Origin of the sequence: Halomonas sp. S3-1-1 (assembly GCF_023757625.1) — a bacterium.
In the GTDB taxonomy this organism is placed as follows: domain Bacteria; phylum Pseudomonadota; class Gammaproteobacteria; order Pseudomonadales; family Halomonadaceae; genus Vreelandella.
The window spans coordinates 439,756-465,112 of the sequence record NZ_JALGBZ010000001.1; the positions used below are offsets into that span (position 1 = coordinate 439,756).

17 protein-coding genes are annotated in these 25,357 nt (G+C 61.7%); 8 read left to right on the forward strand and 9 right to left on the reverse strand.

The genetic code is table 11. From position 1 onward, the window contains the following. Window positions 1–92: 92 nt before the first annotated feature. The gene (locus MQW23_RS02170; RefSeq protein WP_252106178.1) at window positions 93–2,042 is read right to left on the reverse strand and encodes a methyl-accepting chemotaxis protein; all 1,950 of its coding nucleotides are present in this window, start codon (window positions 2,040–2,042) and stop codon (window positions 93–95) included. A 712-nt stretch (window positions 2,043–2,754) separates the two neighbouring features. On the opposite strand from MQW23_RS02170, the gene thpD reads away from it, so the two are divergent. The 4 genes from thpD to MQW23_RS02190 all read left to right on the forward strand — a co-directional run bounded on the left by thpD (window position 2,755) and on the right by MQW23_RS02190 (window position 6,806). Continuing rightward, complete coding sequence (thpD, locus tag MQW23_RS02175; RefSeq protein ID WP_252106179.1) at window positions 2,755–3,741, forward strand: ectoine hydroxylase; 987 nt, start codon at window positions 2,755–2,757, stop codon at window positions 3,739–3,741. Between the two features lie 464 nt (window positions 3,742–4,205). Continuing rightward, the gene (locus MQW23_RS02180; protein WP_252106180.1) at window positions 4,206–4,700 is read left to right on the forward strand and encodes a ferritin-like domain-containing protein; all 495 of its coding nucleotides are present in this window, start codon (window positions 4,206–4,208) and stop codon (window positions 4,698–4,700) included. 513 nt (window positions 4,701–5,213) lie between these two features. Next, a complete protein-coding gene (locus MQW23_RS02185) occupies window positions 5,214–5,984 on the forward strand; it encodes a Crp/Fnr family transcriptional regulator (protein WP_252106181.1) in 771 nt (256 codons plus the stop codon). A 156-nt stretch (window positions 5,985–6,140) separates the two neighbouring features. Further along, window positions 6,141–6,806 carry a fumarylacetoacetate hydrolase family protein gene (locus MQW23_RS02190; RefSeq protein WP_252106182.1) on the forward strand — a complete coding sequence of 222 codons (666 nt, stop codon included), beginning with the start codon at window positions 6,141–6,143 and terminating at the stop codon, window positions 6,804–6,806. A 77-nt stretch (window positions 6,807–6,883) separates the two neighbouring features. On the opposite strand, the gene speA is transcribed toward MQW23_RS02190, so the two are convergent. Continuing rightward, window positions 6,884–8,803, reverse strand: coding sequence for a biosynthetic arginine decarboxylase (gene speA / locus MQW23_RS02195; RefSeq protein ID WP_252106183.1), 1,920 nt, complete (start codon window positions 8,801–8,803; stop codon window positions 6,884–6,886). Further along, a complete protein-coding gene (locus MQW23_RS02200; RefSeq protein ID WP_252106184.1) occupies window positions 8,803–9,762 on the reverse strand; it encodes a homoserine kinase in 960 nt (319 codons plus the stop codon). Before MQW23_RS02200 ends, speA begins: the two co-directional genes overlap by 1 nt. 162 nt (window positions 9,763–9,924) lie before the next feature. Here MQW23_RS02200 and polA point away from each other — a divergent pair, with 162 nt between their 5' ends. Next, on the forward strand, window positions 9,925–12,684 hold the full coding sequence (gene polA / locus MQW23_RS02205; RefSeq protein ID WP_252106185.1) for a DNA polymerase I: 2,760 nt from the start codon (window positions 9,925–9,927) through the stop codon (window positions 12,682–12,684). Window positions 12,685–12,904: 220 nt separating this feature from the next. Here the strand turns inward: polA and MQW23_RS02210 are convergent, their stop codons facing one another. Beyond that, entirely contained in the window at window positions 12,905–13,909 is a 1,005-nt protein-coding gene (locus MQW23_RS02210; RefSeq protein ID WP_442908580.1) for a Fe(3+) ABC transporter substrate-binding protein, read from the reverse strand. A gap of 224 nt (window positions 13,910–14,133) precedes the next feature. Here MQW23_RS02210 and MQW23_RS02215 point away from each other — a divergent pair, with 224 nt between their 5' ends. After that, window positions 14,134–15,240 (forward strand): ABC transporter ATP-binding protein, encoded by a 1,107-nt coding sequence (locus tag MQW23_RS02215; RefSeq protein WP_252106187.1) that lies wholly within the window; start codon window positions 14,134–14,136, stop codon window positions 15,238–15,240. On the opposite strand, the gene MQW23_RS02220 is transcribed toward MQW23_RS02215, so the two are convergent. From MQW23_RS02220 to dctP, 4 genes are all read right to left on the reverse strand, one after another. Next, on the reverse strand, window positions 15,206–16,879 hold the full coding sequence (locus tag MQW23_RS02220) for an ABC transporter permease (RefSeq protein WP_252106188.1): 1,674 nt from the start codon (window positions 16,877–16,879) through the stop codon (window positions 15,206–15,208). The genes MQW23_RS02215 and MQW23_RS02220 overlap by 35 nt on opposite strands. Window positions 16,880–17,058: 179 nt before the next feature. Next, on the reverse strand, window positions 17,059–18,393 hold the full coding sequence (locus tag MQW23_RS02225) for a TRAP transporter large permease (RefSeq protein ID WP_252106189.1): 1,335 nt from the start codon (window positions 18,391–18,393) through the stop codon (window positions 17,059–17,061). Beyond that, the gene (locus MQW23_RS02230; RefSeq protein WP_252106190.1) at window positions 18,377–18,892 is read right to left on the reverse strand and encodes a TRAP transporter small permease subunit; all 516 of its coding nucleotides are present in this window, start codon (window positions 18,890–18,892) and stop codon (window positions 18,377–18,379) included. The genes MQW23_RS02225 and MQW23_RS02230 overlap by 17 nt, the downstream gene beginning before the upstream one ends. A 56-nt stretch (window positions 18,893–18,948) precedes the next feature. Next, window positions 18,949–20,043, reverse strand: coding sequence for a TRAP transporter substrate-binding protein DctP (dctP, locus tag MQW23_RS02235; RefSeq protein WP_252106191.1), 1,095 nt, complete (start codon window positions 20,041–20,043; stop codon window positions 18,949–18,951). A gap of 324 nt (window positions 20,044–20,367) precedes the next feature. Between dctP and MQW23_RS02240 the strand changes: the two genes are divergently transcribed. Together MQW23_RS02240 and MQW23_RS02245 are read left to right on the forward strand one after the other, a co-directional pair. Then, the gene (locus MQW23_RS02240) at window positions 20,368–22,527 is read left to right on the forward strand and encodes a tRNA(Met) cytidine acetyltransferase TmcA domain-containing protein (protein WP_252106192.1); all 2,160 of its coding nucleotides are present in this window, start codon (window positions 20,368–20,370) and stop codon (window positions 22,525–22,527) included. 32 nt (window positions 22,528–22,559) lie between these two features. Continuing rightward, window positions 22,560–24,026 carry an aminoacyl-histidine dipeptidase gene (locus tag MQW23_RS02245; RefSeq protein ID WP_252106193.1) on the forward strand — a complete coding sequence of 489 codons (1,467 nt, stop codon included), beginning with the start codon at window positions 22,560–22,562 and terminating at the stop codon, window positions 24,024–24,026. A 55-nt stretch (window positions 24,027–24,081) separates the two neighbouring features. Here MQW23_RS02245 and MQW23_RS02250 read toward each other — a convergent pair whose 3' ends face one another. Further along, window positions 24,082–25,353 carry a M24 family metallopeptidase gene (locus MQW23_RS02250; protein WP_252106194.1) on the reverse strand — a complete coding sequence of 424 codons (1,272 nt, stop codon included), beginning with the start codon at window positions 25,351–25,353 and terminating at the stop codon, window positions 24,082–24,084. Between the last annotated feature and the right edge of the window lie 4 nt (window positions 25,354–25,357).

The following is a 25,357-nucleotide window of genomic DNA, read 5'->3' on the forward strand; positions in this document are numbered from 1 at the left end:
CACTCCACTGTACTGTTATTACTGCGTTTTATATCGTTTATTAGCGACAGCATTGCCCTCTAATTTCCCATTTCATGGATTACAGGCGCTTACTAGGAGCCGCTGTGGGCCAGCTCCGGCGTATATTCCTTTTCACCCACCTTGAATCGCCCCACCATTTCCGCCATATCCACCGCTTGGTCATCCAGCGAGCCGCTGGCGGTCGCCACTTCCTCAACCAAGGCTGCATTTTGCTGAGTGACTTCGTCGAGCTGGGCAAGCGCTTGATTGATTTGCTCGATACCCGATGACTGCTCGTTCGAGGCGGCGGATATCTCGGTGACCAGAGACGCCGTGTGCTGGGCGCGTTCGGCGATGGTCGTAAGCGCCTCGCTGGTCGAGTTCACCAGGTTTGAGCCATCTCTAATGCTGTCGACGTTGTTGTCGATTAAAAGCCGGATCTGCTTGGCTTCTTCTGCGCTGCGGCTGGCCAGATTGCGCACTTCCGACGCTACCACCGCAAATCCGCGACCTTGCTCTCCGGCGCGTGCTGCTTCAACGGAGGCATTGAGCGCAAGAATGTTGGTCTGAAACGCGATGTTATCGATTGCCTCGATGATGGTAGTGACTTTCTGGTTCGCCTGATGGATCTGCTCCATGGCCGTACGCGCCTGCTGGGCGACGTGGCTTGTTTCATTGGCCTGGTCGGCCATGTCTTGGGTAGACAGACGCGCCTGCTGAGCAGTATCCGCACTTTGCCTGACGTTGGCGGTGATCTGCTCCATGCTCGAGGCAGTTTGTACCAGCGAAGAAGACTGCTCTTCGGTGCGCTGGGCAAGGTCGGCATTACCCTTGGCGATTTCCTTACTGGCAAGCTCAACGGAAAGCGCACTCTGTTTGATGCTGGCGACCAGCTCTTCGGTTTTGGACGTCGAGTCGTTAAAAGCCAGATAGAGCGTTGAGAGCTCGTCGCTACCCGGCACCGCCAGGCGCTGGGTCAAATCACCGCCGCGATTTTGAATGTTTTCCAGCGCGGCTTGAAGCGGGCGCGTGATGCTGCGCACGATTAAAAACGCCAGCAGCAGGGCCAACAGGGTGGCGGCAAGAAAAGCGACCAGATAGAGGATCAACCCACGGATCGCCTCGCTGTGCAGCTGCTGGGCCGTACCGAGCAGGTGGTTCGAAGCCTGCTGGGCTACTTCGTTGATTTGATCGATGAATTGGGTTTGCTGATCGAACCAGGTCTGGTGATTGACGCCAAAGCCACCGGCCACGCCGCGCTCCATGGCGATCTGGCGCATAGCGGCTAGGCTTTGTGCCAGCGGGCTTTGACGTACCTCGGCCAGCCGCTGCGAAAGCTCTGGCGTTGCGAGCATCTCGAAGCTGCGAAGATAGGCGCTCGAGCGGCCCGCCAGCGAGAGAAAGTTGCTATAAGCAGCGGGAGAGAGCGTATCGGTACTAAAAGCGGTGGTTAGCACCGCGCGCTCGATGCCGGCGAGCTCTTTGACGTTGAGCAGGTGGTAGTTGGCGTTGAGCTGACGAACGATCTCGCCGCGCTCTACGCTGAACGTCAGGCGGCTAACGATATCGATCAACAGCGCGTTGATCCCGGAATAGTAAGCGGTCGACTGGTCGCCGCTCACGCCCAGCCGGTCGACCTGTTGGCGTACGGTGGCGAGTTCGCTTAGCTGCTGCTCGGCTTGTGTCACCTGCGTTTTGAGCGCGGCATCGGCGTCGGTAAAGGTGAAATCGGCCAGATACGTGTCGAGGTGATCGAGCTCCTGGTCGGTTTGGCGACGCTGCTCGGGAAGCTCGACGCGAAAGTTCTGCCCGCCGCTGCCCAGGAAGGCGGCCGACATGCCGCGTTCGCGCTGAAGCTCGTGTACCAGCTCGCCGGCGTGCTGGCTCAGGGTTGTCATTCGTTGCAGCGCGTTCATTCTTGCAGCCGTCTCACTGCGCTCCAAAATGCCGGAGGCCGCCAGCCACACCATCGTGAGCAGCGGTAGAAACAGCACGAGAATGAATTTACGTCCCATGGGGATACGGTGTAATGCCTTGAGCATTTGCCTATCTCTTGCACGGTGGCGGGAGTGGGTATGCCTTTGGAATTAATCGATGTTAATCCAGAAGTTGATTTTTTATCGGCAGGCTATAGGCGAAATTGAGCAAAATAATACAATTTAGATAGAAAGGAATCGATTCAAACGTTTGATTTATCTCGAATCGTGGGCTTGGGAGAAGGCGCAATTGGAGTCGATACGACTAAAGCTCGCCCCAGGTTGAAAAGCGGTTAGACAGCGCTATGTGGCAAGTGACGATTCGGTTGAAAACTTTGCTAACGTAGAGATAAAAAGACATCTTTTCGACAAATGGAAAACCAAACAGTGGCGTGTTTTTTATTTATCAAATATTAATAATAATCGCCGATTTATTTAATCCATGTTGTATCTTTTAATACCGTTTGATGAGTTTTGCCTTATGCAAGTACAAGAGCGCTCAAAATTGGCCCGATTTCTATACGAGCTTTTTTAAATTAACAGGTTGAATAGGCGTAAATAGCAGCTAAATAACGGTAAAAAGCGCTTTGACTGCGGGGTTGATAGGTTAAAGTCGTTGAAATGAGCAAGTTGGCGTTGTGATCATAACGTGCGTTATAGGGTAGTCGTTTACGGGTTGCAAGCCTTTTTATATTGGCTACCTTAACACTACACCTTTATAGCGCTTTTAAAGCGTTATTTATCGATCTGAAGTTTAATCATACAAGGAGTGGATTAGATGACAGTCACCAACACACCGCTTAATGTTGTGACCGCCCATAAACAGTTCAGCGAACTCGGCGATATGCCGTCGACGCAAGCGACCAGCGCGCAGGATCTCTATCCTACACGACTGGCCGAAGCCCCGGCCTCGTTGACCCAGCCCCGACAGGATGCGGTGGTAAAAGGGGGCACGCTCGATGGGCCGCTATCCGAAGCGCAGCTTGAAGAGTTCGAGCAAAAGGGCTTTCTATTTATCCCCAACCTGGTTAGCGGCGATGAGTTGGACGCGCTTTGCGATGACATTACCGAGCTGATGAACCGGGATGAGTTTCGCAACCGCGAGTTCAGCATCACCGAGCCCGAGAGTAACGAAATTCGCTCGCTGTTCGCCGTTCACAAGCTTTCCGAGCGCTTGGGCGCGCTCGCCTCGGACGAACGTGTCGCCGGTGCGGCGCGCCAGATCATCGGCGACGACCCCTACATTCACCAGTCGCGCATCAATTACAAGCCGGGCTTTGCGGGAAAAGGGTTCAACTGGCACTCGGACTTTGAAACCTGGCACGCCGAAGACGGCATGCCGCGGATGGACGCAGTTAGCGCTTCGCTCATTTTGACCGATAACCACGAGTTCAACGGGCCGCTGATGCTGATTCCCGGCTCGCACAAGGAGTTCGTTCCGTGCTTGGGTGAAACGCCAAAGGATAATCATAAAAGCTCGCTGAAAGCCCAGGAAGTGGGCGTGCCGAGCGCCGACGCGCTAAGCGAGCTGGTGGCCAAACACGGCATCGAAGCCCCGAAGGGCAAGGCTGGCGGGCTGCTGCTGTTCGATTGCAACACGCTGCACGCTTCCAACGCGAACCTCTCGCCGGACCCGCGCAGCAACGTGTTCTTCGTGTTCAACCGTTTGGATAACCGCTGCGGCGAACCCTTCGCGGCACCCAAACAGCGCCCCGGCTTTCTCGCCCATGGCCCGGATGCCGACTGGTCGCCGCAGTCGGACTAACCGTTCTACCAGGCCGCTCGCCAAGCGGCCATTTTAAGAAGCGCCGCTCTCATATAGGTAGATAAGAGCGGCATTTTGGCTTTAAAGCGCCACTCGAGGTTTTTGGTAGGCAAGGGGGATGGGCACTCCTTTAATCAAATACCAGGTGCTCGGATATCCGCTATGTTTACTTGTCTTGCTGTTAGGCAAGGCCCGCCTATGCTGAAGTGAACGGCTATTATTTCATTTAAAGGCCCCCTGCTTGGGAAAAAACGAGCGGGTGAACGCCTTGACTATTTCTTATGGAAAAGTGAGGTCGCAGCGTGAAAGCGGAGTCTCTCAAAAGCTGTCGATCGATCGGGCTCAGGGATGAGCGGCCATCCTCTGCCAGAGCAAGGACGTGCTGGCAGCCTCGGTTCAAGACGAGACCGTCGCGGCATTAAGGCAGAGAGAGCCGTGCCATCGTCGGTCGACGAGAGGTCGCCATGGAAAGCAAGCACCTGTTGAGCTGGCTGCGTAACGCGCATGCCATGGAATTAGAGGCCGAGCAGATGCTCGGCGCCCAGGTTCAACGACTCGAACGCTACCCGATTCTGCAACAGCGTATCGAAGAGCATCTTGAAGAGACAAAAGGGCAGATAAAAAAACTCGAACACTGCATGGGGCTTTTGGATACCGATGCCAAGGATTCCAGCGCGCAGCCAGCAGCACCGCACCACACCCTGAGCGCTGCCGTGGATGACGATGACGTTGTCAAAAGCAGTATTGCCGCCTACGCATTCGAGCATTTTGAAATCGCCAGCTACAAAGCGATCATCAAGGCGGCGGATCACGCAAAAGAGGCGGAAATCTCCCAAATTTGCCGCGAAAGTCTCGAGGAAGAAGTGGCCATGGCAACATGGCTCAACAAGCATTTTGATGAAACCACGCGCGTCTTTTTGGAGCGCTCCCAAGACGGCACGCTAAACTCTACCGAGTGATTCGAATTTTAAAACTTACTTTTTTGCTAAACCTCGGTTTTAGGCCGAGGTTTGGCTTTTAATTCGTTTGGTTCAAGTGTCTTTAGTTATTGTGGCTCGTTAAGTTGCCGTTGAGTGGTTTTTAAAGCGCACTTGTTTATTGTTTTGTGCTATTTCGTTGGTCCTGGTAGTTGCTTTTCTACATAAAGATTTTGTTTCAATAACATAAGTTATTATTTTTAATAGCTCTATTCTTTGACAAAGAATTCCCGATGCTCAATTATCATCTGCCTGATTTAAAACGCCTGCATGGGTCTTTGATCACCTTGGATAATTGCCGGTTGTTTAATCCTTGTTAAGTTTATCGGGCGCAAAGGTGTGCGGTTTCCCGTGATGGGCCAGTGTGCTGCTCGCCATGCTTTACCGGACTCGGTTTTACTCGGGCGCGTGAATAATCGCCGTAAAATAGAGCGTCCCGATCTACGCAGGCCTTCGGCAGTGCGCAATAAGTAGAATGTTTATGGATACGATTTAATGGAAGCAGGTAGCTCTACACCGCTACTCGACGATCGCGGTTCCAAGGATAAGCGCATCACGCTCGCTAACACGCTGGGGCTTTACAGCCCTATCGGCGCTTCTTCAAAGAGCCTGTTGGGTAGTATCGGTGTGAAAACCGTCGCACTGCGCAGGCATCAAAAGCTTTTTTTTCTGCAGGAGGGCAAACCCCGTCTTTTTGTCGTGAAGAAAGGCTGGGTGGGCATTTGTCAGTCGGTGAAAAATTACGGCCAGGATATCGGCAACGTCTATATGCCCGGCGATATCGTGGGCCTGCGTGAAAGCTTTTTTAATCATCAGGACGTGGCCATTCTAGCGCTGCAGCACTGCGAGCTCGAAAGAGTCGCGGCCGAAGATATGCATGCGTTGTTCGAGGCGCACGATGATATAAGAAAGGCGATCATTTCTTATGTCATGGTGAACGACAATATCGCCATCGCCCGGCTAAGAAGCTGCACCCACCACAAGGCGGAGGAGCGCGTTGCCCACTACCTGCTGGAAGTCTACGCGCGCTACCGCTTCAAGCAGGATGGCGATGCCGATACCTTCTCGCTGCCCGTGACCCAGGAAGTGATCGGCGAGCTTCTAGGCATGACCAGCGTCCACGTCAGCCGCTGCATGACCGCGCTCGAGCAAAAAAAGCTGATCCGTAAAAGCCGCACCGTCGTCAAGCTGCTCGAGCCTGAGCAATTGAAAGAGCAAACCGGCTTCGACGAGCGCTTGATGTACGGGCACGTCTACATGAGCTGAGCGGCCTGCGAGGCGGCGGATAGCCGTGTGTGGATCGCTGGTAGCCGGCAAAATGGCGGTCAGCAAAAAAGCGGGGCGAGTTGTTGTGCCGGCGCTCGGGTGGGGTAGACTAGTGCGCCTGCCCAGGCACGTATAACGAGAAGGAGAGTACCCGCCATGCGTTTTGTTTCCCGGTTTACCGATGGCCAGGAGTTTCCCCACGCGCTGGGTAAAATCGTGTGCGTTGGCCGCAACTACGCCGACCATGCCAAGGAGCTCGATAACCCGGTTCCCTCCGAGCCGCTCTTGTTCATCAAGCCGGCGACCAGCGCGGTGGACATCACCCAGCCGCTGGAGCCGCCTTTCTCGCGCGGCGAGGTACATTTTGAAACCGAACTGGCGCTGTTGATCGGCGAGCCGCTGACCCACGCGACTCACGAGCAAGCCGAGCGCGCCGTTGTCGGAATTGGCCTGGCGCTCGATCTGACCCTGCGCGACGTGCAGACCAAACTCAAGGAGAAGGGCCACCCTTGGGAGATCGCCAAGGCCTTCGACGGCGCCTGCCCGCTCTCGGCGTTTTTGCCGCTAAGCCAGGTACCCAACTGGAACGCGCTAACGTTTACTCTCGAGATCAACGGCGAGCAGCGCCAGTACGGCGAAGGCGCGGACATGCTGTTCGCAATCCCCACGCTGGTGGCGGAGATGAGCCGCCACTTCACCCTCGAACCGGGCGACGTCGTGCTGACCGGCACGCCGGCTGGCGTCGGCGAGCTGCCCCGCGGCGCTTCACTCAAACTGACGCTGACCGGCGGGCTCGAGGTCAACACCTCCGTCGTCGAGTAACGGCGCAAACGTAAAAAGGGGCCGCCGGCTCAGTGCCGGCGGCCCCTTTTTCATGCCTGCAAATTTAATCAGCGGCGCTACTCGAGGTAGGTGTAGCCCTCCAGCCCCTCGTTGAGGCTCGCCGCAAAGCGCGCCTGCTCCGCCTCGGAAAAGCCGCTTTTAGTCAGTTGGTCGAACAGCTTACGTTGCAACACGCGGGCGTCGAAGTTGACGTAGCCCAGCACGTTGGCCACCGAGTCGCCGGCTTGGGGGTTGGAGAAGACCCACTCGCCGCGCTCGTTGAGCGCAGCATCGACGGAGTCGGTGTCGCCGAACAGGTTGTGTAGGTCGCCGAGAATTTCCTGATAGGCGCCGACGAGGAAAAAGCCCAGCCAGCGCTCGTTGTCGTCCGGCCATTCGGGCAGCGGCAGGGTGCTCTCGACGCCCTGGCCGTCGACGTAGCTATCGATACGCCCGTCGGAGTCGCAGGTGATGTCCTGAATCACCGCGCGGCGGGTGGGTGGGGCGTCGAGGCCGGTCAGCGGCAGCACGGGGAAAATCTGCTCGATGCCCCAAACGTCCGGCACCGACTGAAACAGCGAGAAGTTGACGAACAGCTTGTCGGCGAGCTTTTCGGCCAGCTCGTCGAGAATCTCGCGGTGGGCGCGATTGCGGCTGTCGAGCTGACCTTTTAGCCGCGCGCAGGCGGCCATGTAGAGTCGCTCGCCTTGGGCGCGGGCGTCGATGTTGGAAAGCCCCAGCACGAAGCGCTCGTGCAGCTCGCTCACCGCCTGGAGTACGTCGTGCCACGCCTCGACCAGCACCCGCGGCTCCTGAACTTCCTCGAGCTGGTCGAACACCCGCCACAGCGCCTCGACCTGCGGGTCGTCGGTTTGATCGCGCGCCGGCGGCGTGTCGTCGACGCGCTCCTCGCCGATCACGTTGGTGATCAGTACCGCGTGGTGGGCGGTCAGCGCCCGGCCGGATTCGCTGATCAAGTGCGGCGCGGGCAGATCCGCCTCCTGGCAGAGCTGGGCGAAGGCGTTGACCACGTTGCGGGCGTACTCGCGCATCGAGTAGTTGACCGAGCAGTCGCTTCTCGAGCGCGTGCCTTCGTAGTCGATGCCTAAACCGCCGCCGACATCCACCGTGTCCACCGGCGCGCCGAGGGCCACCAGGTTCTGGTAGAAACGGGCGCACTCGCGAAGCCCGCGCTGGATATCGCGAATGTTGGCGATCTGCGAGCCGAGGTGGAAGTGCACTAGCTGCAGGCTTTCCAGCGCGTTCTGGCTTTTGAGCGTCTCGACCACCTCGAGAATCTGGCTGGCGGTGAGGCCGAACTTTGATTTCTCGCCGCCGGTGTTCTGCCACTTACCCTTGCCCACCGAGGCGAGCCGGGCGCGCAGGCCGATGCGCGGGGTGACCTCAAGCTCGCGCGCCTCCTCGAGGATCATCGAAAGCTCGGAGAGCTTCTCGACCACCAGATACACCTTGTGACCGAGCTTCTCGCCTAAAAGCGCCAGGCGCACGTACTCGCGATCCTTGTAGCCGTTGCACACGATCAAGGACGAGCCGGCATCGGAAAGCGCCAGCACGGCGAGAAGCTCCGGCTTGCTGCCTGCCTCGAGCCCCACGCGGCCGCTGCCGCGCTCGGCGGTGGCCAGTATCTCTTCGACCACGCGGCGCTGCTGGTTCACCTTGATCGGGTAGACCGCGGTGTAGCCGCCAGCGTAATCGGCTTCCTGCATGGCACCGTCGAACGCGCTGCAGAGCTGCTCGACCCGGTCGTGAAGAATGTCGCTGAACCGCACCAGCACCGGCAGGCGTAGCCCCGCGGCCTGAAGCTCGCGGGCCAGCGCGTTGAGCGGCAGCACCGGCCCGTCGATGTCGCTACCCAGCGGCCTGACCAGTGCCTGGCCCTGGTCGTTGACGTCGAAGTAGCCGCTGCCCCACTGGTCGATGTTCCAGGTACGGCGGGCGCGCTGGGCGGCGTTCGGGGCGGTCAGCGATTCACTCATTAAGCAGTCACCTCGGGTAGCGGCAGCGCGCCGTGTGCGATGCGCGCCTTCAAAATGGTGCGAAAACGCTCCGGGTCGTGGGGCGTCAGGTCATGGGCCGGCGGGTCCACGTAAACCACTAACAGCCGCGAAAGCCAGTAGCGAAGGGCCGTCATGCGTAGCATCACCGGCCACAGCGCGCGCTCGTCATCACTGAACGGGCGGCGGGCCAGGTACGCCCCGAGCACGGCGTCGTAGCGCTCACGGTTGAGCGAGCCATCCTCTTCGGTGGCCCAGTCGTTGATCACGATGGCCACGTCGAACAGCAGATCCCCGGTGCAGCCGTTGTAGAGATCTATGATACCGCCAAGCGTATCGCCCTCGAACAGCGTGTTGTCGCGAAACAGATCGCCGTGCAGCGCCCCGGTGGGAAGCTCGTCAAACTGATTGAACGCGGCCTCGAAATCATCGACCTCGTTTTTCATCAGCGTCTGATCTTCCGGGCTCAGGTACCCTAGCACCTTGTGGTGGACCGCCTGCAGCCAGTGAAGATCCCGCGGGTTGGGGCGCTGGCCGGGAAAGTGCTGGGAGACCACGTGAAGCCGCCCCAGCGCATCGCCCAGCGCTTGGCACTGGGCCAGGTTCGGGTGGGCGGGGTGGCTGCCCGGCATGCGCGGAAATAAAAGTGCCGGCTTGCCTGCCAGGCTCTGAAGCGCAACGCCTTCCCGGTCGTGTACCGGGCCGGGGACCGGAATGCGGTGCTCGTCCAGGTAATCCATCAGCTCGACGAAAAACGGCAGCTCCTCGTGCTCGCCCTGCTCGAACAGCGTCAGTACCAGCTCGCGCTGGTCGGTGGTGACGAAAAAGGTCGAGTTTTCCGTGCCGCCGGCCACGCCCTGGAGCGCGGTGAGCCGGCCTGCGTCGAATTTTTCCAGAAAGGTAGCGACCTGCGCGTCGCCAAGCGGGGTGAATACTGCCATCGTTTTCTCGCCCGAATTTTTGAGCGCCCATTGTAGCGAGTCAGCGCGCCACTTGGCAGCGTTAAGACGATTTCCTCGCCGTCTCTGCATTAGCGCAAAGGAGCGCGTATCATAAGGCCATCCGCATTTTGCGACCGCTACTCATCAATAGGGAACCCGGTTATGGCCCGCGCTCCAATCGTGCTCGTCGACGGCTCGTCGTATCTCTACCGCGCCTTTCACGCGCTGCCCCCGCTCAACGCCTCCAATGGCCAGCCCACCGGCGCCGTGAAGGGCGTTATCAACATGCTCAAGCGCCTGATCAAGGACTACCCGAAAAGCCCCATGGCGGTGGTGTTCGACGCCCCGGGCAAGACCTTTCGCGACGACATGTACAGCGAGTACAAGGCGCATCGCCCGCCGATGCCGGACGACCTGCGCGGCCAAATCCAGCCGCTCCACGACTGCGTGCGCGCGTTGGGCCTGCCGCTTCTGTGCATCGAAGGCGTCGAGGCGGACGACGTGATCGGCACGCTCGCCTTTCAAGCGACCAAAGCCGGGCGCGACGCGGTGATTTCCACCGGCGACAAGGACATGGCGCAGCTGGTCAACGGTCACATCACGCTGGTCAACACCATGAAGGACGAGACGCTGGATGAGGCCGGGGTAGAGGCGAAGTTTGGTCTTCCGCCCAGCTTGATCATCGACTATCTGGCGCTGATGGGCGACAAGGTCGATAACATCCCCGGCGTGCCCGGCGTGGGCGAGAAGACCGCAATCGGCCTGTTGCAAGGCATGGAAGGCGGGCTCGACACCATCTACGGTGATCTGGAGAAAGTGACAACCCTGAGCTTTCGCGGCGCCAAAACGCTGCCGAAAAAGCTCGAGGAAAACCGTGAGCAGGCGTATCTGTCGTACCAGCTCGCCACCATCAAGACCGACTGCGAATTGCCGGTGGGCCTCGATGATCTCGAGATCGCCCACCCGGATCGCGAAAAGCTCACCGAGCTCTACCAGGCGCTCGAGTTCAAGCAGTGGCTTGCCGAGCTGCTCGAAGGCCGCGACGAAGGCGTCGACGACGTGGCCGGCGGCGAGCCCGCCCCCAGCGAAGTAGATGAGCCCACGCCCAGCGCGGCGCGGGAAGACCACGTCATCACCGATCAGCAAACCTTCGACGCGTGGCTTAAGCGGCTCGAAAAGGCCGAGCGCTTCTGCTTCGACCTGGAAACCACCAGCCTGAACTACATGGAGGCGGAGATCGTCGGCGTGGGCCTGTGCCTCGAGGCGGGGGAGGCGGCCTACATACCGCTGGCCCACGACTACCTCGACGCCCCGGCCCAGCTCGACCGTAGCGAGGTGCTGGAAGCCCTCAAGCCGATTCTGGAGGGCACGAAAGCGGTCAAGATCGGCCAGAACTTGAAGTACGACATCTCGGTGCTCGCCAACTACGACATCACGGTGGCCGGGCCGCTTGCCGACACTATGCTGGCGTCTTATGTGCTCAACTCCACCGCCACCCGTCACGACATGGACTCATTAGCGCTCAAGTACCTGGGCGAGACAACCATCTCGTTTGAAGAGATCGCCGGCAAGGGCGCCAAGCAGCTCACCTTCAACCAGATCGCCTTGGAGGAGGCCGCGCCCTACGCCTGCGAGGACGTCGACATCACGCTGCGCCTGCACGACACTCTGCGTCCGCTGGTCGAAAAAGAAGGACGTCTTTCTGATGTGCTCGACCACCTAGAGCTGCCGCTGATCAAGGTGATCTCGCGCATCGAGCGCAACGGCGTGGCCATCGACGACGAGCGCCTGCACCAGCAGAGCCAACAGCTCGAGTCGCGCATTCGCGAGCTCGAGAAAAAGGCGTTCGAGCTTGCCGGGCGCGAGTTCAACCTGGGCTCGCCCAAGCAGCTCGGGCAGATTCTGTTTGAAGAGCAGAAAATCCCGGTCATCAAGAAGACACCCAAAGGCGCGCCTTCCACGGCCGAGGCGGTGCTCGAGGAACTGGCGCTGGACTATCCGCTGCCCAAGGTGATCATGGAACACCGCGGGCTTTCCAAGCTCAAATCCACCTACACCGACAAGCTGCCCCGGCTGATCAACAAGGCGAGCAAGCGGGTCCACACCAGCTACCACCAAGCGGTCACCGCCACCGGGCGGCTGTCGTCGAGTGACCCGAACCTGCAGAACATTCCCATCCGAACGGAGGAGGGCCGCAAGATCCGCCAGGCGTTCGTGGCCCGGCCCGGCTACAAGATCGTCGCCGCCGACTACTCGCAGATCGAGCTGCGCATCATGGCGCATCTTTCTGAAGACAAAGGGTTGCTGGAAGCGTTTGCCGAAAATCGCGATATCCACACCGCCACCGCAGCGGAGGTGTTTGGCACCTCGCTTGAAAAAGTCACCAGCGACCAACGCCGCAGCGCCAAGGCGATCAACTTCGGGCTGATCTACGGCATGAGCGCCTGGGGGCTGTCGCGCCAGTTGCATATCGAACGCGGGCAAGCGCAGACCTACATCGACCGCTACTTCGACCGCTACCCGGGCGTGGCGCGCTACATGGAGCGCATTCGCTCTCAGGCCGCCGAAGACGGGTTCGTCGAAACCGTGCTGGGTCGGCGTTTGTACCTGCCGGAGATCCACTCGCAAAACCGTAACCGCCGTCAGGGCGCCGAGCGCACCGCGATCAACGCGCCGATGCAGGGCACCGCCGCCGACATCATCAAGCAGGCGATGATCGACGTCGACGCCTGGCTATCTGAGAGCAAGTTCGACGCGCTGATGGTCATGCAGGTACACGACGAGCTGGTGTTCGAGGTGAAGGTAGAGCAGGTCGAGACCTTCATCGACGAGATCCGAACGCGCATGCAAGGCGCGGCGGAGTTGAAAGTGCCGCTGATCGTCGAGGCGGAAACCGGCGATAACTGGGACGAGGCGCACTGACGTGCCAGGTTCTCGATAAGTGAGGGCAGTAGATTCATAGCGGCGTCGCGCAGCCCTGTGCCAGGGCGCTGTGAACCCTTCCCTGGGCGCTACTTTCGCCATCCCTGGCGAAAGACCCTCGCTACGGGCTGCCCGACGCGCAAGCCTGGTGGCTTTTTGATCGAGGCGTTAGAACCAAAACGGCCCGCCATCAGGCGGGCCGTTTCTTTGGGCTCAAGGCTTAGCGCCAGCCCACGCGATCGAAAATGCGCACCGCTTCCGGGTTGTTTTCGCCTAAAAGGCTCATGTTGATGTCGTCGCGCTTGAACTCGCCCCAGGAGTCGAGCAGCGGGTCCTTGGCCACGTTGTCCACCACAGGGAACTCGTAGTTGCGCTCGGCGAGAATCTCCTGAGCTTCATCGGAGGCCAAAAACTCCAGGAAACGAATGCCGTTTTCCGGGTTCTGGGCGTTATTGACCAGCCCCGCGCCGCCGACGTTGACGTGGGTACCGCGATCATCCTGGTTGGGGAACAGAATCTCCACGCGCTCGGCGGCCTCGCGTTCGGCGTCGTCGTCCGAATTCAGAAGGCGCGCGTAGTAGTAGTGATTCGCCACCGCTACGTCGCACTCGCCGCTGGCCACGCCCAGAATCTGGTCGGTGTCGCCGCCTTCCGGGTCGCGGGCCATGTTGTTCACCACGCCCTGGGCCCAGACTTCGGCCTCTTCCGCGCCGTGGTGCTCGATGAGTGAGGCGAGCAGCGACTGGTTGTAGATGTTGTTCGACGAGCGAATGCACACGCGGCCTTCGAGACCGGGCTCGGCCAGCGCCTCGTAGGTGGCGATCTCGCCTGGATCGACGGTTTCCGGGTTGTAGAAGATCACCCGGGCGCGCTGGCTAAAGCCGAACCACAGGCCGTCGGGGTGGCGCATCGCCTCGGGCAGGCGTTCGTTGAGTACCTCGGAGTCGACGCTTTGGAACAGGCCGTCCTCTTCGGCGCGCCACAGCCGGCCCGCGTCCACGGTCAGCATCACATCGGCGGGGCTGGCGATGCCTTCACGCTGCATGCGTTCCATCAGCTGGTCGGAGTCGCCTTCCAGCACGTTCACCTCGATACCGGTTTCATCGGTAAAGGCCTGATAAAGCACCTCGTCGGAGTCGTAGTGACGAGCCGAGTAGATATTGACCTCGTCGGCCTGGACGCTGGCCGCGGCGCCAGCACCGATCACGGCGGCGGCAAGGGGCATCAAGGTGAGCGTTCTCTTCATCGTTGTTCTCCGGTGGACAAATGGTTAGAGGGCTTATTTTTTGATAATGGTTTTCATTCGCCGACATTGAAACGGTTCCCTGCGCGCGGGTCAAGTCAAATGAAAACGAGACGCATCCGTTGAGGTAAACGGATGAAAGCGCGGCGGATTGAAAATACAATGGCGCTTCTAACCCTGTGGCTTGCCCCTTACCGAGAGAGACCATGACCTCGTCTACCGCCCACACCTTCATTGCGCCGGCGCTCGCGCTTCAGGACATCGAACACGCCTTCGGTGATCACCGCGTCGTCAAGGGCGTCGAGCTGGTGATCAATCCGGGGGAAGTCATGTGTCTGCTGGGGCCTTCCGGCTGCGGTAAAACCACGCTATTGCGCATCGCCGCGGGGCTCGAAGCGGTGCAGAAGGGGCGGGTGAGTCTCGATGGCGAGGCGATCGCCGGGCCCGATTTGGCGCACCGGCCGCCGGAGAAACGAAGCGTTGGGCTGGCGTTTCAGGAGTCGGCGCTGTTTCCACACTTGAGCGTGCTCGATAACGTTACCTTCGGATTGAAGCACCTGCCAAGGCGCGAAAGGGCGCCGCGGGCGCAGTCGCTGCTCGAGCAACTGGGCATGGCGGATCACGCCAGCCGCTACCCGCACATGCTCTCCGGCGGCCAGCAGCAGCGGGTGGCGCTGGCCCGGGCGCTGGCGCCCCGGCCCAACCTGATGCTGCTCGACGAGCCGTTTTCGAGTCTCGACGCCAGGCTTCGCGATCAAATCCGTGACGATACGCTCCACGTGCTCAAGCATCTGGGCACCGCCACGCTGCTGGTCACCCACGACCCGGAAGAGGCGATGTTCATGGCGGATCGCATCGCGCTGATGCGCGACGGCCAGATCGTCCAGACCGGCACGCCCTATGAGCTTTACTGCCTGCCGGTGGACCCGTTCGTAGTGACCTTTTTTGGCGAGGTCAACGAGCTGGAAGGGCGCGTGAAAAACGGCCAGGTCGAGACGCCGGTCGGCGTTTTGAAAGCGGACTGGCTCGACGACGAGACCCCGGTGCAGGTGATGATCCGCCCGGAGGCGCTGCGTCTGAAGCCGCTCGACCTGCCTATGGGGGAACACCGCCACAGTCACGTGGTGATGGCCAAGCTTCTGGGGCGGGCGAGCCTAGTGCATCTCTGCGCCCACGCCCAAAGTGGGGCGGAGTCCCACCTGCATGCCCGGGTGCCCGGGGTTTACCTGCCCGCGCCCGGCCAGCCGATAGAGATCGACCTGGATCACTCCCAGGTCTTCATTTTCCCCCGCCGCGGCGCATCGCCACGCTGAGCAGAATCACCGGCACGATGCCTGCCAGCACGATGGCAAGCGAAGCCGTCGAGGCCTCGGCCAAACGCTCGTCCGAGGCCAGGCTGTGGGCGCGCACCGCCAGGGTGTCGAAGTTGAACGGGCGCAGAATCATCGTCGCCGGCAGCTCCTTCATCACGTCGACGAACACCAGAATGCCCGCCGCCAGAAGGCTCGAGCGCATCAGTGGCGTGTGCACCCGCCGGAGCGTGGCGCCTGCGGTGTGGCCAAGCGTTCGCGAGGCGGCGTCCATGCTCGGCGTCACCTTGCCAAGGCTCGCTTCGACGGCGTTGAACGACACCGCCAGAAAGCGCACCACGTAGGCGTAGATCAAAATGAACGCCGAGCCGCTGAACACGAGCCCCACGATCACCCCATAGCGGGCGTGCAGCCACGTATTGAGCGTGCTGTCGAGCCAGGCGAAGGGAATCAAAATGCCCACCGCCACCACGGAGCCTGGAATCGCGTAGCCCATCGCCGCCACGCGGGTGAACAGCCGGGCCGGGGCGGTGTCATGCAGCCGCACGCTGTAGCTCAGCACCACCGCCAGCCCCACGGCGATCAGCGCCGCGATACCTGCCAGGCTCAGGCTGTTGAAAGCGAAGCGCAGAAAGCGGGTGCCCAACAGCGCATCGCCCTGGGTGAGTGCCAGGTGGAGCAAAATGCCGCCGGGCAGCAGAAAGCCGACGATGATCGGCACCACACACGCAAGCGTGGCCGCCGCCGAGGCGCCGCCGCCCAGCCGATACTCCGGCAGTGGCTGGCGGTGGCCGGCAGCGTGAAAGTAACGCCGCTTGCCGCGCGATACCTGCTCCAGCAGCACCAGCACGATCACGAAGCTCAAAAGACACGCCGCCAGCTGCGCGGCGGCCACCGGCTCGCCGAGCCCGAACCAGGTGCGGTAGATGCCGGTGGTGAAGGTATCCACACCGAAGAACTGCACCGCGCCGAACTCGTTCAACGTTTCCATCAACGCCAGCGACACCCCGCCTACCAGCGCCGGACGTGAAAGCGGCAGCGCCACGCTGAAAAAGAGCCGCCAAGGCCCGCGCCCTAGGGTGCGGCCCACGTCCAGCATACCCGCCGACTGCTCCAGAAACGAGGCGCGGGCCAGCAGGTACACATACGGGTAGAGCACGAAGGTGATCAGCGTGGTCGCCCCGCCCAGCGAGCGAACGTTGGGAAAGTAATAGTCGCCGTACTGCCAGTCAAACCACGCCCGCAGCGCGCTCTGAAACGGCCCCGCGACCTGGAAAAAATCCGTATAGGCGTAGGCGATCACGTAGGTCGGCACCGCCAGCGGCAGTAAAAGCGCCCACTCGAAGATTCGCCGGCCGGGGAAGCGGCACATTACCACCAGCCAGGCGCAGCCGGTACCGATGATCAGCGTCCCCAGCCCGATCCCGAGTGTCAGCCACAAGGTATTGATCAGATAGCGCGGAAGCACGGTGCTGGCCAGGTGCCCCCAGATACCGTCGGTCGGCACCAGCACGTGCCCGAGCACGATCAAAATCGGCAGCGCCACCGCCAGGGCCACGCCAAAAAGCGCCAGCGACCAAGGCGACAGGGCGCGAGCGATACGGCCCGCGGCCCGCGGCAAGCGGTGAGGGAGCGTCGACACGAAAGGCCTCCAGGGCGGCGCGGTAGTCCTTGAAATGGAAAAGCTTAAAACGAGAAAAGAGTGCGGCCGAGAATAGTATCACCGCGCGGGAAGCGGCGCAGCTAAGTTAGGGGCGGTGTGACAAGAGAAGAGTGAGCAGCTCGAAAAAGACGCCGCCGCCCGAAGGCGGCGGCAAGTGCTCAATAGCCGACCATCAGCCCCGGCAGGCCCGTGACCAGCACCGGGAAAAACGCCATCAGCACGCAAGCGATCAGAATCAGCGCGCAGAAGGGAATCACCGCCTTGTACAAGTCGACGATCTCTACCCCGGGCGGGGCGACACCCTTGAGATAAAAGAGCGCGTAGCCAAACGGCGGGGTGAGAAACGACGTTTGCAGTACCACCGCGACCATGACCACGAACCAGAGCGGATCGATCCCCATCTGCTGGATGATCGGCAGCATGATGGGAAAGCTCAACAACACGATGCCCGTCCAGTCGAGGAACATCCCCAGCACGAACACCAGCAGGAACATCATGATCAGCGCGCCGGTGTTGCCGCCGGGCATGGCCAGCAGCAGATCCTGGATCACCTGCATGCCGCCGCCCCTTGAGAACACGCCGGTGAAGGCAGTCGCGCCGACCAGCACCAGCATAACCATGGTGGTGGTCTTGCCCGCGTCGATCAGCGTGCGGTAGCAGGTCGAAAGCTTGCGATCACCAAAGATCAAAAACAGGATGAACGCGATCAGAACGCCAATCGCCGAGGCCTCGGTGGCGGTGGCGATGCCGGTGAAAAGCGCCCCTAAAACGCCGAGAATCAGCGCCATCGGCGGCACCACGTACTTGCCGAGCATCTTCAAGAGCTCGCCGGTACTCACCTCCGCGCGCTCCTCTTTTGGCACAGGCGGTCCATAGGAAGGCTTGAAGTGGCAGATCAAGAGCACGTAAAGCGCGTACATCACCCCCAGCATGACGCCGGGCACCATGGCACCTGCGAACAGCGCGCCGACCGAGACCGGCGAATAGCTCGCCATCAAAATCAGCATGATGCTCGGCGGAATCAGAATGCCCAGGCAGCCGCTGGCCATGATGACCCCGGCGCTCAGCTCCTTGTTGTAGCCGTACTTGAGCATCGGTACCAGCGCGATCATGCCCATCACCGCGATCGACGCGCCGACGATGCCGGTGGTCGCCGCCAGCAGCACGGACACGATGACCACAGTTAGCGCCAAGCCCCCGCGCAGGTTAGCAAGGAGCAGGCGCATGGCGTCGAACATACGCTCGGTGACGCCGGAGTCGTTCAAAAACCTGGCCATCAGCACGAATAGCGGAATCGCTACCAGCACGTAGTTGTCCATGGCGTTGCCGAAGATGTTGTTGATCAAGGTGCCCAGCACTCGCTCGCCAGGGCCCAGAAAGGCGCCGATCACCGCCACGCCGCCGAGTACGAAGGCGAGCGGATGGCCCATGAACAGCCCGACCAGCAGGCCACCGAACATCGCCAGCGCCAATAGCTCAGGACTCAAGTTCATGGGAGCGCTCCTCTCGCAGGGCAATCACGGCGCGCAGCACGATCGCAATCGCCTGCAGTAGAATCAGCGCGGCGGCAACGACGATCACACCCTTGATGGGGTAGACCGGCAGCGCCACCATGCCGTACGTCGTTTCGCCCCGGCTGAAGGCGCGATCAAAAAACAGCCAGCCGTATTTCAGCATCATCCAGATGAAAGGCACGAAAAAGATCAGATAGCCCAAAAGCGTGAGCACCGCCTGGCGCTTTAGTGACAAAAGGCGCTTGAGCACGTCGACCTCGACGTGGGCGTGGTGTTTGAGCCCGTAAGCGGCCATCAGCATGAAATGGGCGCCGAACAGCATCTTGGTCACATCGAAGGCCCAGTCGCTGGGCCGCCCGAGAAAAAAGCGCGAAGCGATATCGTAAAGCACGATCAGAGTCATCACGGCGATCAGCGGCGCGATCAGGCGCCCGAACAGCTCGTTGATGGCGTCGATCGCTCTGGCAATGGCATTCATGGACGCCCTCCGCAGTCAACTAAAAGCCCCGGCTTGGCCGGGGCGGTAAACGCGCCTTACAGGCAGGCTTCGATCTCTTCCAGTGACGGCAGGTTGTCCATGGTGCGGCTCATGTTGAAGGGGTAGGAAACGTCGCGCCAGGTGGCGTAATCCTGAAGGTAGGCGACCATCGATTGATACACCTTGGCGTGGTCCGGGTTCTCGCAGGCGCCCTGGACGATCACATCGTTGGTGACCTGCTGGATCTGCGCCAGGTCCTCGTCGGAGAACTGGTTGATGGTGACGCCATCCTCGACGAACTTGCGGGTCGCCTCGTTGGATTCACGCTCGGACCAGGCCAGCGACCAGGCCATGGTGGCGTCGGCGGCGATGCGAAGCTTCTGCTGGGTATCCTCGTCGAGCGCGTTCCAGGCGTCCATGTTGATCATCACGCCGAACACGCTGGCGGACTGGTGCCAGCCGGGCGTGGCCCAGTTGTCGGCTACCTCGGCGAAGCCGGCCTTATAGTCGACGCCGGGGGTGGAGAACTCGCCGGCGTCGATCACGCCGCGCTCAATCGCCTGGTACACCTCGCCGCCGGCCAGCGTCACCTGGGAGCCGCCCAGCTGCTCGAGTACGCGGCCCTGGTCACGCCCGGAAAGGCGCAGGCGCTTGCCTTCAAGATCCGCGATGCTCGCGATCGGCGTGCGGCCCATGAAGCCGGACTCGTTGTTGGTAATGCCGTAGGGCAGGTACATCATGTTGAACTGGCCGTAGATCTCCTCGTACATCTCGCGCCCGCCCCACTGCTGGATCCAGTTCAGGTAGTCCACGCCGTTGAACAGGCTCGTAGTGGTGGCCAGCGGTGAGAATGCCGGGTTGAGCCCCGCCCAGTAGCCGGGCCAGTCGCCGGAGGCTTCGATACTGCCGGTTTCGGTGGCGTCGAACACTTCGGTGCCGGGCATCAGGGTGCCGCCGGCGCGAAAGTTGATTTGAAGCTCGTCGCCGGCCAACTGGTTGACCAGCTCCACCCAGTGGCGGTCGATCTGAATCAGATCCAGGTTGTCCGGCCAGGTAGACGTCATGGTCCACTGCTCCTGAGCCTGAGCGGTGGAGGCGAGCAGCATGCCCGTGGCAAGGGCGGTCAGGGTAAAGCGAGAGGCAAGTTTCATGATGTGTTCCCTGTTAGCGTGTGGTGTTGTTGATATTGGCAAACGGTCAGGAAAGCGAGCGCAGGTTTACGTATACGTAAATTTGGGTGCGCCACAGCGATAAGCTAGCATACTCACCGAGCCCGCGCGCCATAGCCGATGGTGGTAGACAGCCCGCGCTTTGACGTTTATCAAGGAACTCGTTTATACCTCTGAAACAGCGGCTTGGAATCAATCAAACGTCACTCGACCCAGTGAGCCGATAGTGCAAATCCTAAAATCGTTGAAAGATCGCTTAATTTACTTTGGGCGGCGGTCGTTGGCTGCTCTCTTAAGAGAACCGCTGTGAGCGAGCCGCTCGAGCGTCATATCAAATCGCTGGTCGCCCACTCGCACCGTCTGGAGCGGCGCCGCTGGCGCCAGCTGGTATGGCTCGAAGGCGAGCCCACGGAGTGCCGCCAGACGGCGCTGGCGCTTTGGCAGGCTCGGGCCTGGCGCACGCCGCTTTGGGTCGCGGATTTTAGGGAGGCGCCGGTCGAGGCGCTGTCGAACAAAAAGGCGCGTCGCCGGCTTGGCGGCGAGCACCAGCTGGTTGTCCTTGACGTAAGCGGAAGCCAGGGGTTGGATCCGGATATTCTGGGCGTGCTGACGGGGACGCTGAGCGCTGGCGGTCTCTGCGTGCTGATCACGCCCGCCGGGTGGGGCCGCGCGCCGGACCCGGACTACGCCCGCCTGAGCGACTATCCCCACGTTTGGACATCGCTCACCGCGCGCTATCTCGAGCGCCTGGCCGGAATATTAAACGCCTCGCAGGACATCGTTCGCTTGCAGCCCGGCGGCAGGCTTTCGCTTGCCAGGCTCAAAGCCAGCCCCGCGCGCGCATCCGTCACTCAGGATGTGGAGTGTCGCACCGATGACCAGGCGCAGGTGGTCGATCAGCTCATTCGTTTGAGGCGCCGCCGGCCGCTGGTGATCACCGCCGACCGCGGGCGGGGCAAGAGTGCGGCGCTCGGCATTGCCTGCGCGCGGCTTTTGAAAAGCGGCGTGAGCGAGGTCGTCGTCACCGCGCCGTCGCGTGAGGCGATTCAAAGCCTCACGGAGCGCCTGGAGGCGCTCTGCCCGCAAGGCGCGTGGCGCTCGCCGGACCACTTTGCGCTGCCCGGCGGCCAGGCGCTGCGCTACTATTCGCCCGCCGCGCTCGACGCGCAGGTGCAGGCGGGCCACTTGGGCGGCGACGGCGCGTATCTGTTGGTCGACGAAGCGGCGGCGCTTCCCGCCGCGCTGCTCGCCCGCTGGCTCGACGCCTTTCCGCGCGTGGCTTTCGCCACCACCGTGCATGGCTACGAAGGCTCTGGGCGCGGCTTCGCGCTGCGCTTTCGCGACGTGCTCGACCGCCGCACGCCGCTTTGGCGCGCCGCCAGGCTGCAAACGCCGGTGCGCTGGGCGCCAGGTGATCCGCTGGAGGCGGCAATAAAGCGGCTACTGCTGCTCGACGCGCCGCTGCCTACCGCCGAGCCCGCGGGCGCGTTGGTCGCGCGCCCGCTTTCGCCGGCGTCGCTGGCCGCCACCCCGGCACGCCTCGAGAAGCTTTTCGGGCTGCTGGTGCAGTCGCACTACCGCACCGCGCCGTCGGATCTTCGCCAGCTGATGGACGGCCCTAGAGTTGGATTTCGCGTGATCGATGAAAACGAGCCCCAAGCCGTGCTGGTCACGTTCGAGGAGGGCGGCTTCGACGCCCCACTTGCCGACGACGTGGCCCGGGGTGAGCGCCGCCCGCGCGGGCATCTGTTGGCCCAGTCGCTGGCCGCCCACGCCGGCAACCGCGCCGCGCTCGAAGCTCGCTGGCGCCGTGTAGCGAGGGTGGCCACTCATCCCGAGCGTCGCCGCGAAGGGCTCGGGCGCGCGCTGATCGAGGCCGATGTGTTTGATGCCCAAGCGCAGGGCATTGGGCTCTACGGCGCTACCTTTGGCGCCGAGGCCTCGCTTTTGCGTTTCTGGCGAGCGCTCGGATTCGCGCCGGTGCGCCTGGGCGTCACCCAGGAAGCCTCTACCGGCGAGTACGCGGTGATGGTCGCCCGCGCGCTAAACGCCCAGGGTGAAGCGGTGCTGGAATCACTCAGAGCGGGCTTCGAGGCGAGCCTTTCGAGCCTTCTGGCTTTCGAGCTGGCCGCGCTGCCCGCCAGCGTCTTCACGCAGCTTTTGAGCGACGCCGCGCCGGCGCTTAACGCGCGCGAGCAGCAGGACGTGCGGGACGTCGCCTACGCGCACCGCGACCCGGCGCTCGCCCGGGCCTCGCTCCAGGCGCTGGCGCGGTGGGCGAGCGCGGAGATCGAGCGCATCAATTGCGTCGAGGAGTCGCTTCGTTCGAGCCTCGAAACCCTGGCCGCTTGGGCGTTTCAGAACCGCGCGGCCGCGCGCGCGCCGCGGGAGGCGAGCCAGCGGCTGCGCCAGGCGGTGCGGGCGCTGTGTGAGGCCACTCTTTCGCCGGGCGAGCCGCAGCGGTAGAGTAGGGCGGTTACGGATCAAAAAGAGCTCACATGAACGCACACCTGGACGCGCTGGAACCCACGCTGGTATGGCGCCACTTTCGTACGCTGTGTAATACGCCCAGACCCTCCGGCCGCGAAGCCGCGCTGGTCGCGAAGCTCGAAACCTGGGCCGAGGCGCTCGGTCTGACCCACGACCGCGACGATTTCGGCAACCTGCGCATCAAAAAGCCGGCGAGCCCCGGGTGTGAAAGCGCCCCCGGCGTGATCCTTCAGGGCCATCTGGACATGGTCGCCCAGGCCAACGCCGACACGCCTCACGATTTCGAAAGCGACCCGATCCGCACCTACGTCGAAGATGGCTGGCTGCACGCCGACGGCACGACGCTCGGCGCGGACAACGGCCTCGGCGTGGCGGCGATTCTGGCGGTGCTCGAAGACGACACTCTCACCCACGGCCCGCTGGAGGCGCTCTTTACCCTGGAGGAGGAGACCTCCATGGGCGGGGCGCTGAATCTGGCCGAGAACTGGCTGGAAGGGTCGCTTTTGCTCAACCTGGACAGCGAAGAGCGCGGCGAGGCCTACATCGGCTGCGCTGGCGGCGCCGACGTCATTGTCGATGCGCGCCTGCCGGGCAAGGCGCTGGCCGAGAGTGAGGCGGTGATCGAGCTGGCGCTCACCGGGCTCAAGGGCGGCCACTCGGGAATCGATATCCACAAGCCTCTGGGCAACGCCAACCGCCTGCTGGTGCGGGCACTGCGGGCTCTCGATGTGCTCGATGCGCGCCTGATCGATTACAAAGGCGGCACGCTGCGAAACGCCATTCCCCGCGAAGCCTTCGCCTCGCTTGCGCTACCTGCCGATGAGGTCGACACCGCTTTCGACAAGATCGCAAGGCTCGAAGCCGTGCTGCGGGCAGAGCTTGGCAGCGGCGACCCGAACGTGTCGCTCAAGGCGCGCCGTGTCGAGGCCGCGTTGGAGGCGGAGCCCTTGACCCATGATGCCAGCGCCATGCTGATTTCGGCGCTTTACGCCGCACCCTGCGGTGTCGAGCGCATGAGCGCCGACGTCGAAGGCGTGGTCGAAACCTCGAACAATCTGGGCGTGTTGAGCCTCGATCAGGGTCGGCTGCACCTGTGCGCTTTAGTCCGCTCGCTGCACGACAGCGCCGCGGAGGCGCTGGCCGACCGCTTTAGCGCCCTGTTTGGTTTGATGGGCGCGCGGGTCAAGGTGGAAAACGGCTACCCGGGCTGGGCGCCGAACCCGCAAAGCGCTTTGCTTGCGACCTTCAAGGCGCGCCATCAGGCGGTGCTGGGCAGTGAGCCCGCAGTGAAGGTGATTCACGCCGGGCTCGAGTGCGGCATTCTTGGCTCCAAATACCCGTCGCTCGACATGATCTCCTTCGGCCCGCTGATTCGCGGCGCCCACTCGCCGGACGAGCGGGTCGAGCTTGCCTCCGTGACGGAGTTCTGGACGATGCTGCGCGCGCTGATCGAGACGCTGGCAAAATCCCGGTGAAACGCAAGCGCCCACCGCCCCGAAGGGCGGCGGGCGCTTTGGAGTGACACCGTGCTTAGCGGTTGGTCAACTGGTCGGAGTAGCCGTAAGTCGACATGCGGCGCACGCCGGTTTCGGTCACCAGCACCTGCTCCTCAAGCTTGACGCCCTCGCCGCCGTCGCGGTGGCCGCAGAAGGACTCGACGCACAGGGTCATGCCCGGTTGGATGATGCCGTCGTAACCGACTTCGTTCCAGTCCATGCTGTGGGAAATGATCGGCCACTCGCCGGTCATGCCGCAGCCGTGGACTACGGCCAAGTAGCGGTTCTCCCGGTAGCCTTCCGGAATCTTCCACGCCTTTTCCGAGTATTCGCGAAACGACATGCCCGGACGCATCAGGGCGATGTTGGTCTCGATCTCATCGCGGGAGAGCGAGTAGAGCTCTTTCTGCTTGGCGCTGGGGTTGGCATCTTCACCGCCGACAAAGAATGTGCGCGAGAAGTCGGTGTAGTAACCGTAGACGCCGACGGTATCGGTATCGAAGGCGACAAGCTCACCGGCGGCAAGCTTCTTGGCCGACGTCTCTTGGAACCACGGGTTGGTCCGGTCGCCTGAGTTCAAGAGTCTAGTTTCCATGTACTCGCCCCCGGTCTCAATGACCTTCTGCTGGAAGATCGACCACAGGGCGTTTTCGCTCAGCCCAGGCTCGATGGCGCGCTCCATCACAATCATGGCCTGCTCGGTCAGCTCAACGGACTTGGCGATCATCGTTAGCTCATCGAAGCTCTTGATCGACTTGGCGATCTCCACTGGACGTGAGGCGTCGCTCAGTGTGTAGCCCTGCTCGGCCAGCGCACCTACGATTTCCGTTGGCGCGCTCTCGATTCCGATACGCTTGCCCCCCGAAGCGGAGCGACGCATGACGTCGTCGATCTCGGCGACAAAGTTGCAGACGTGGCGCGACGAGTGCGGGCCACTATGCAGCGGCATGATAGGTGACGCGCCGTGGATCTCGTCGATCGTCGGCATGTTTTGGGCGAGGTGGCCGCAGGAGCGGTACTCGAACAGGGCCACCGGGCCCTCCGCGGGCACCACCAGGTAGCGCGCTGGGTTACGCTGGGAGTAGACCTGCATGTTGCGCACGTTGCACGCGTAGCGGATGTTTATCGGGTCGAAGAGCACCACTGCGTTCAGGTCGTGCTCCTTGATTTGTTGGCGCAGGCGGCCCAAACGGTAAAGTGCGACGCGACGCTCCAGCGCTTGATCGATCGGAGTGTCCTTGAGATCTACAGTGTCGTAGTTGAGCGCCGAGTGAGGCTGCGCTGGAGTTGAGTAGGTCGTTGTCATGCGA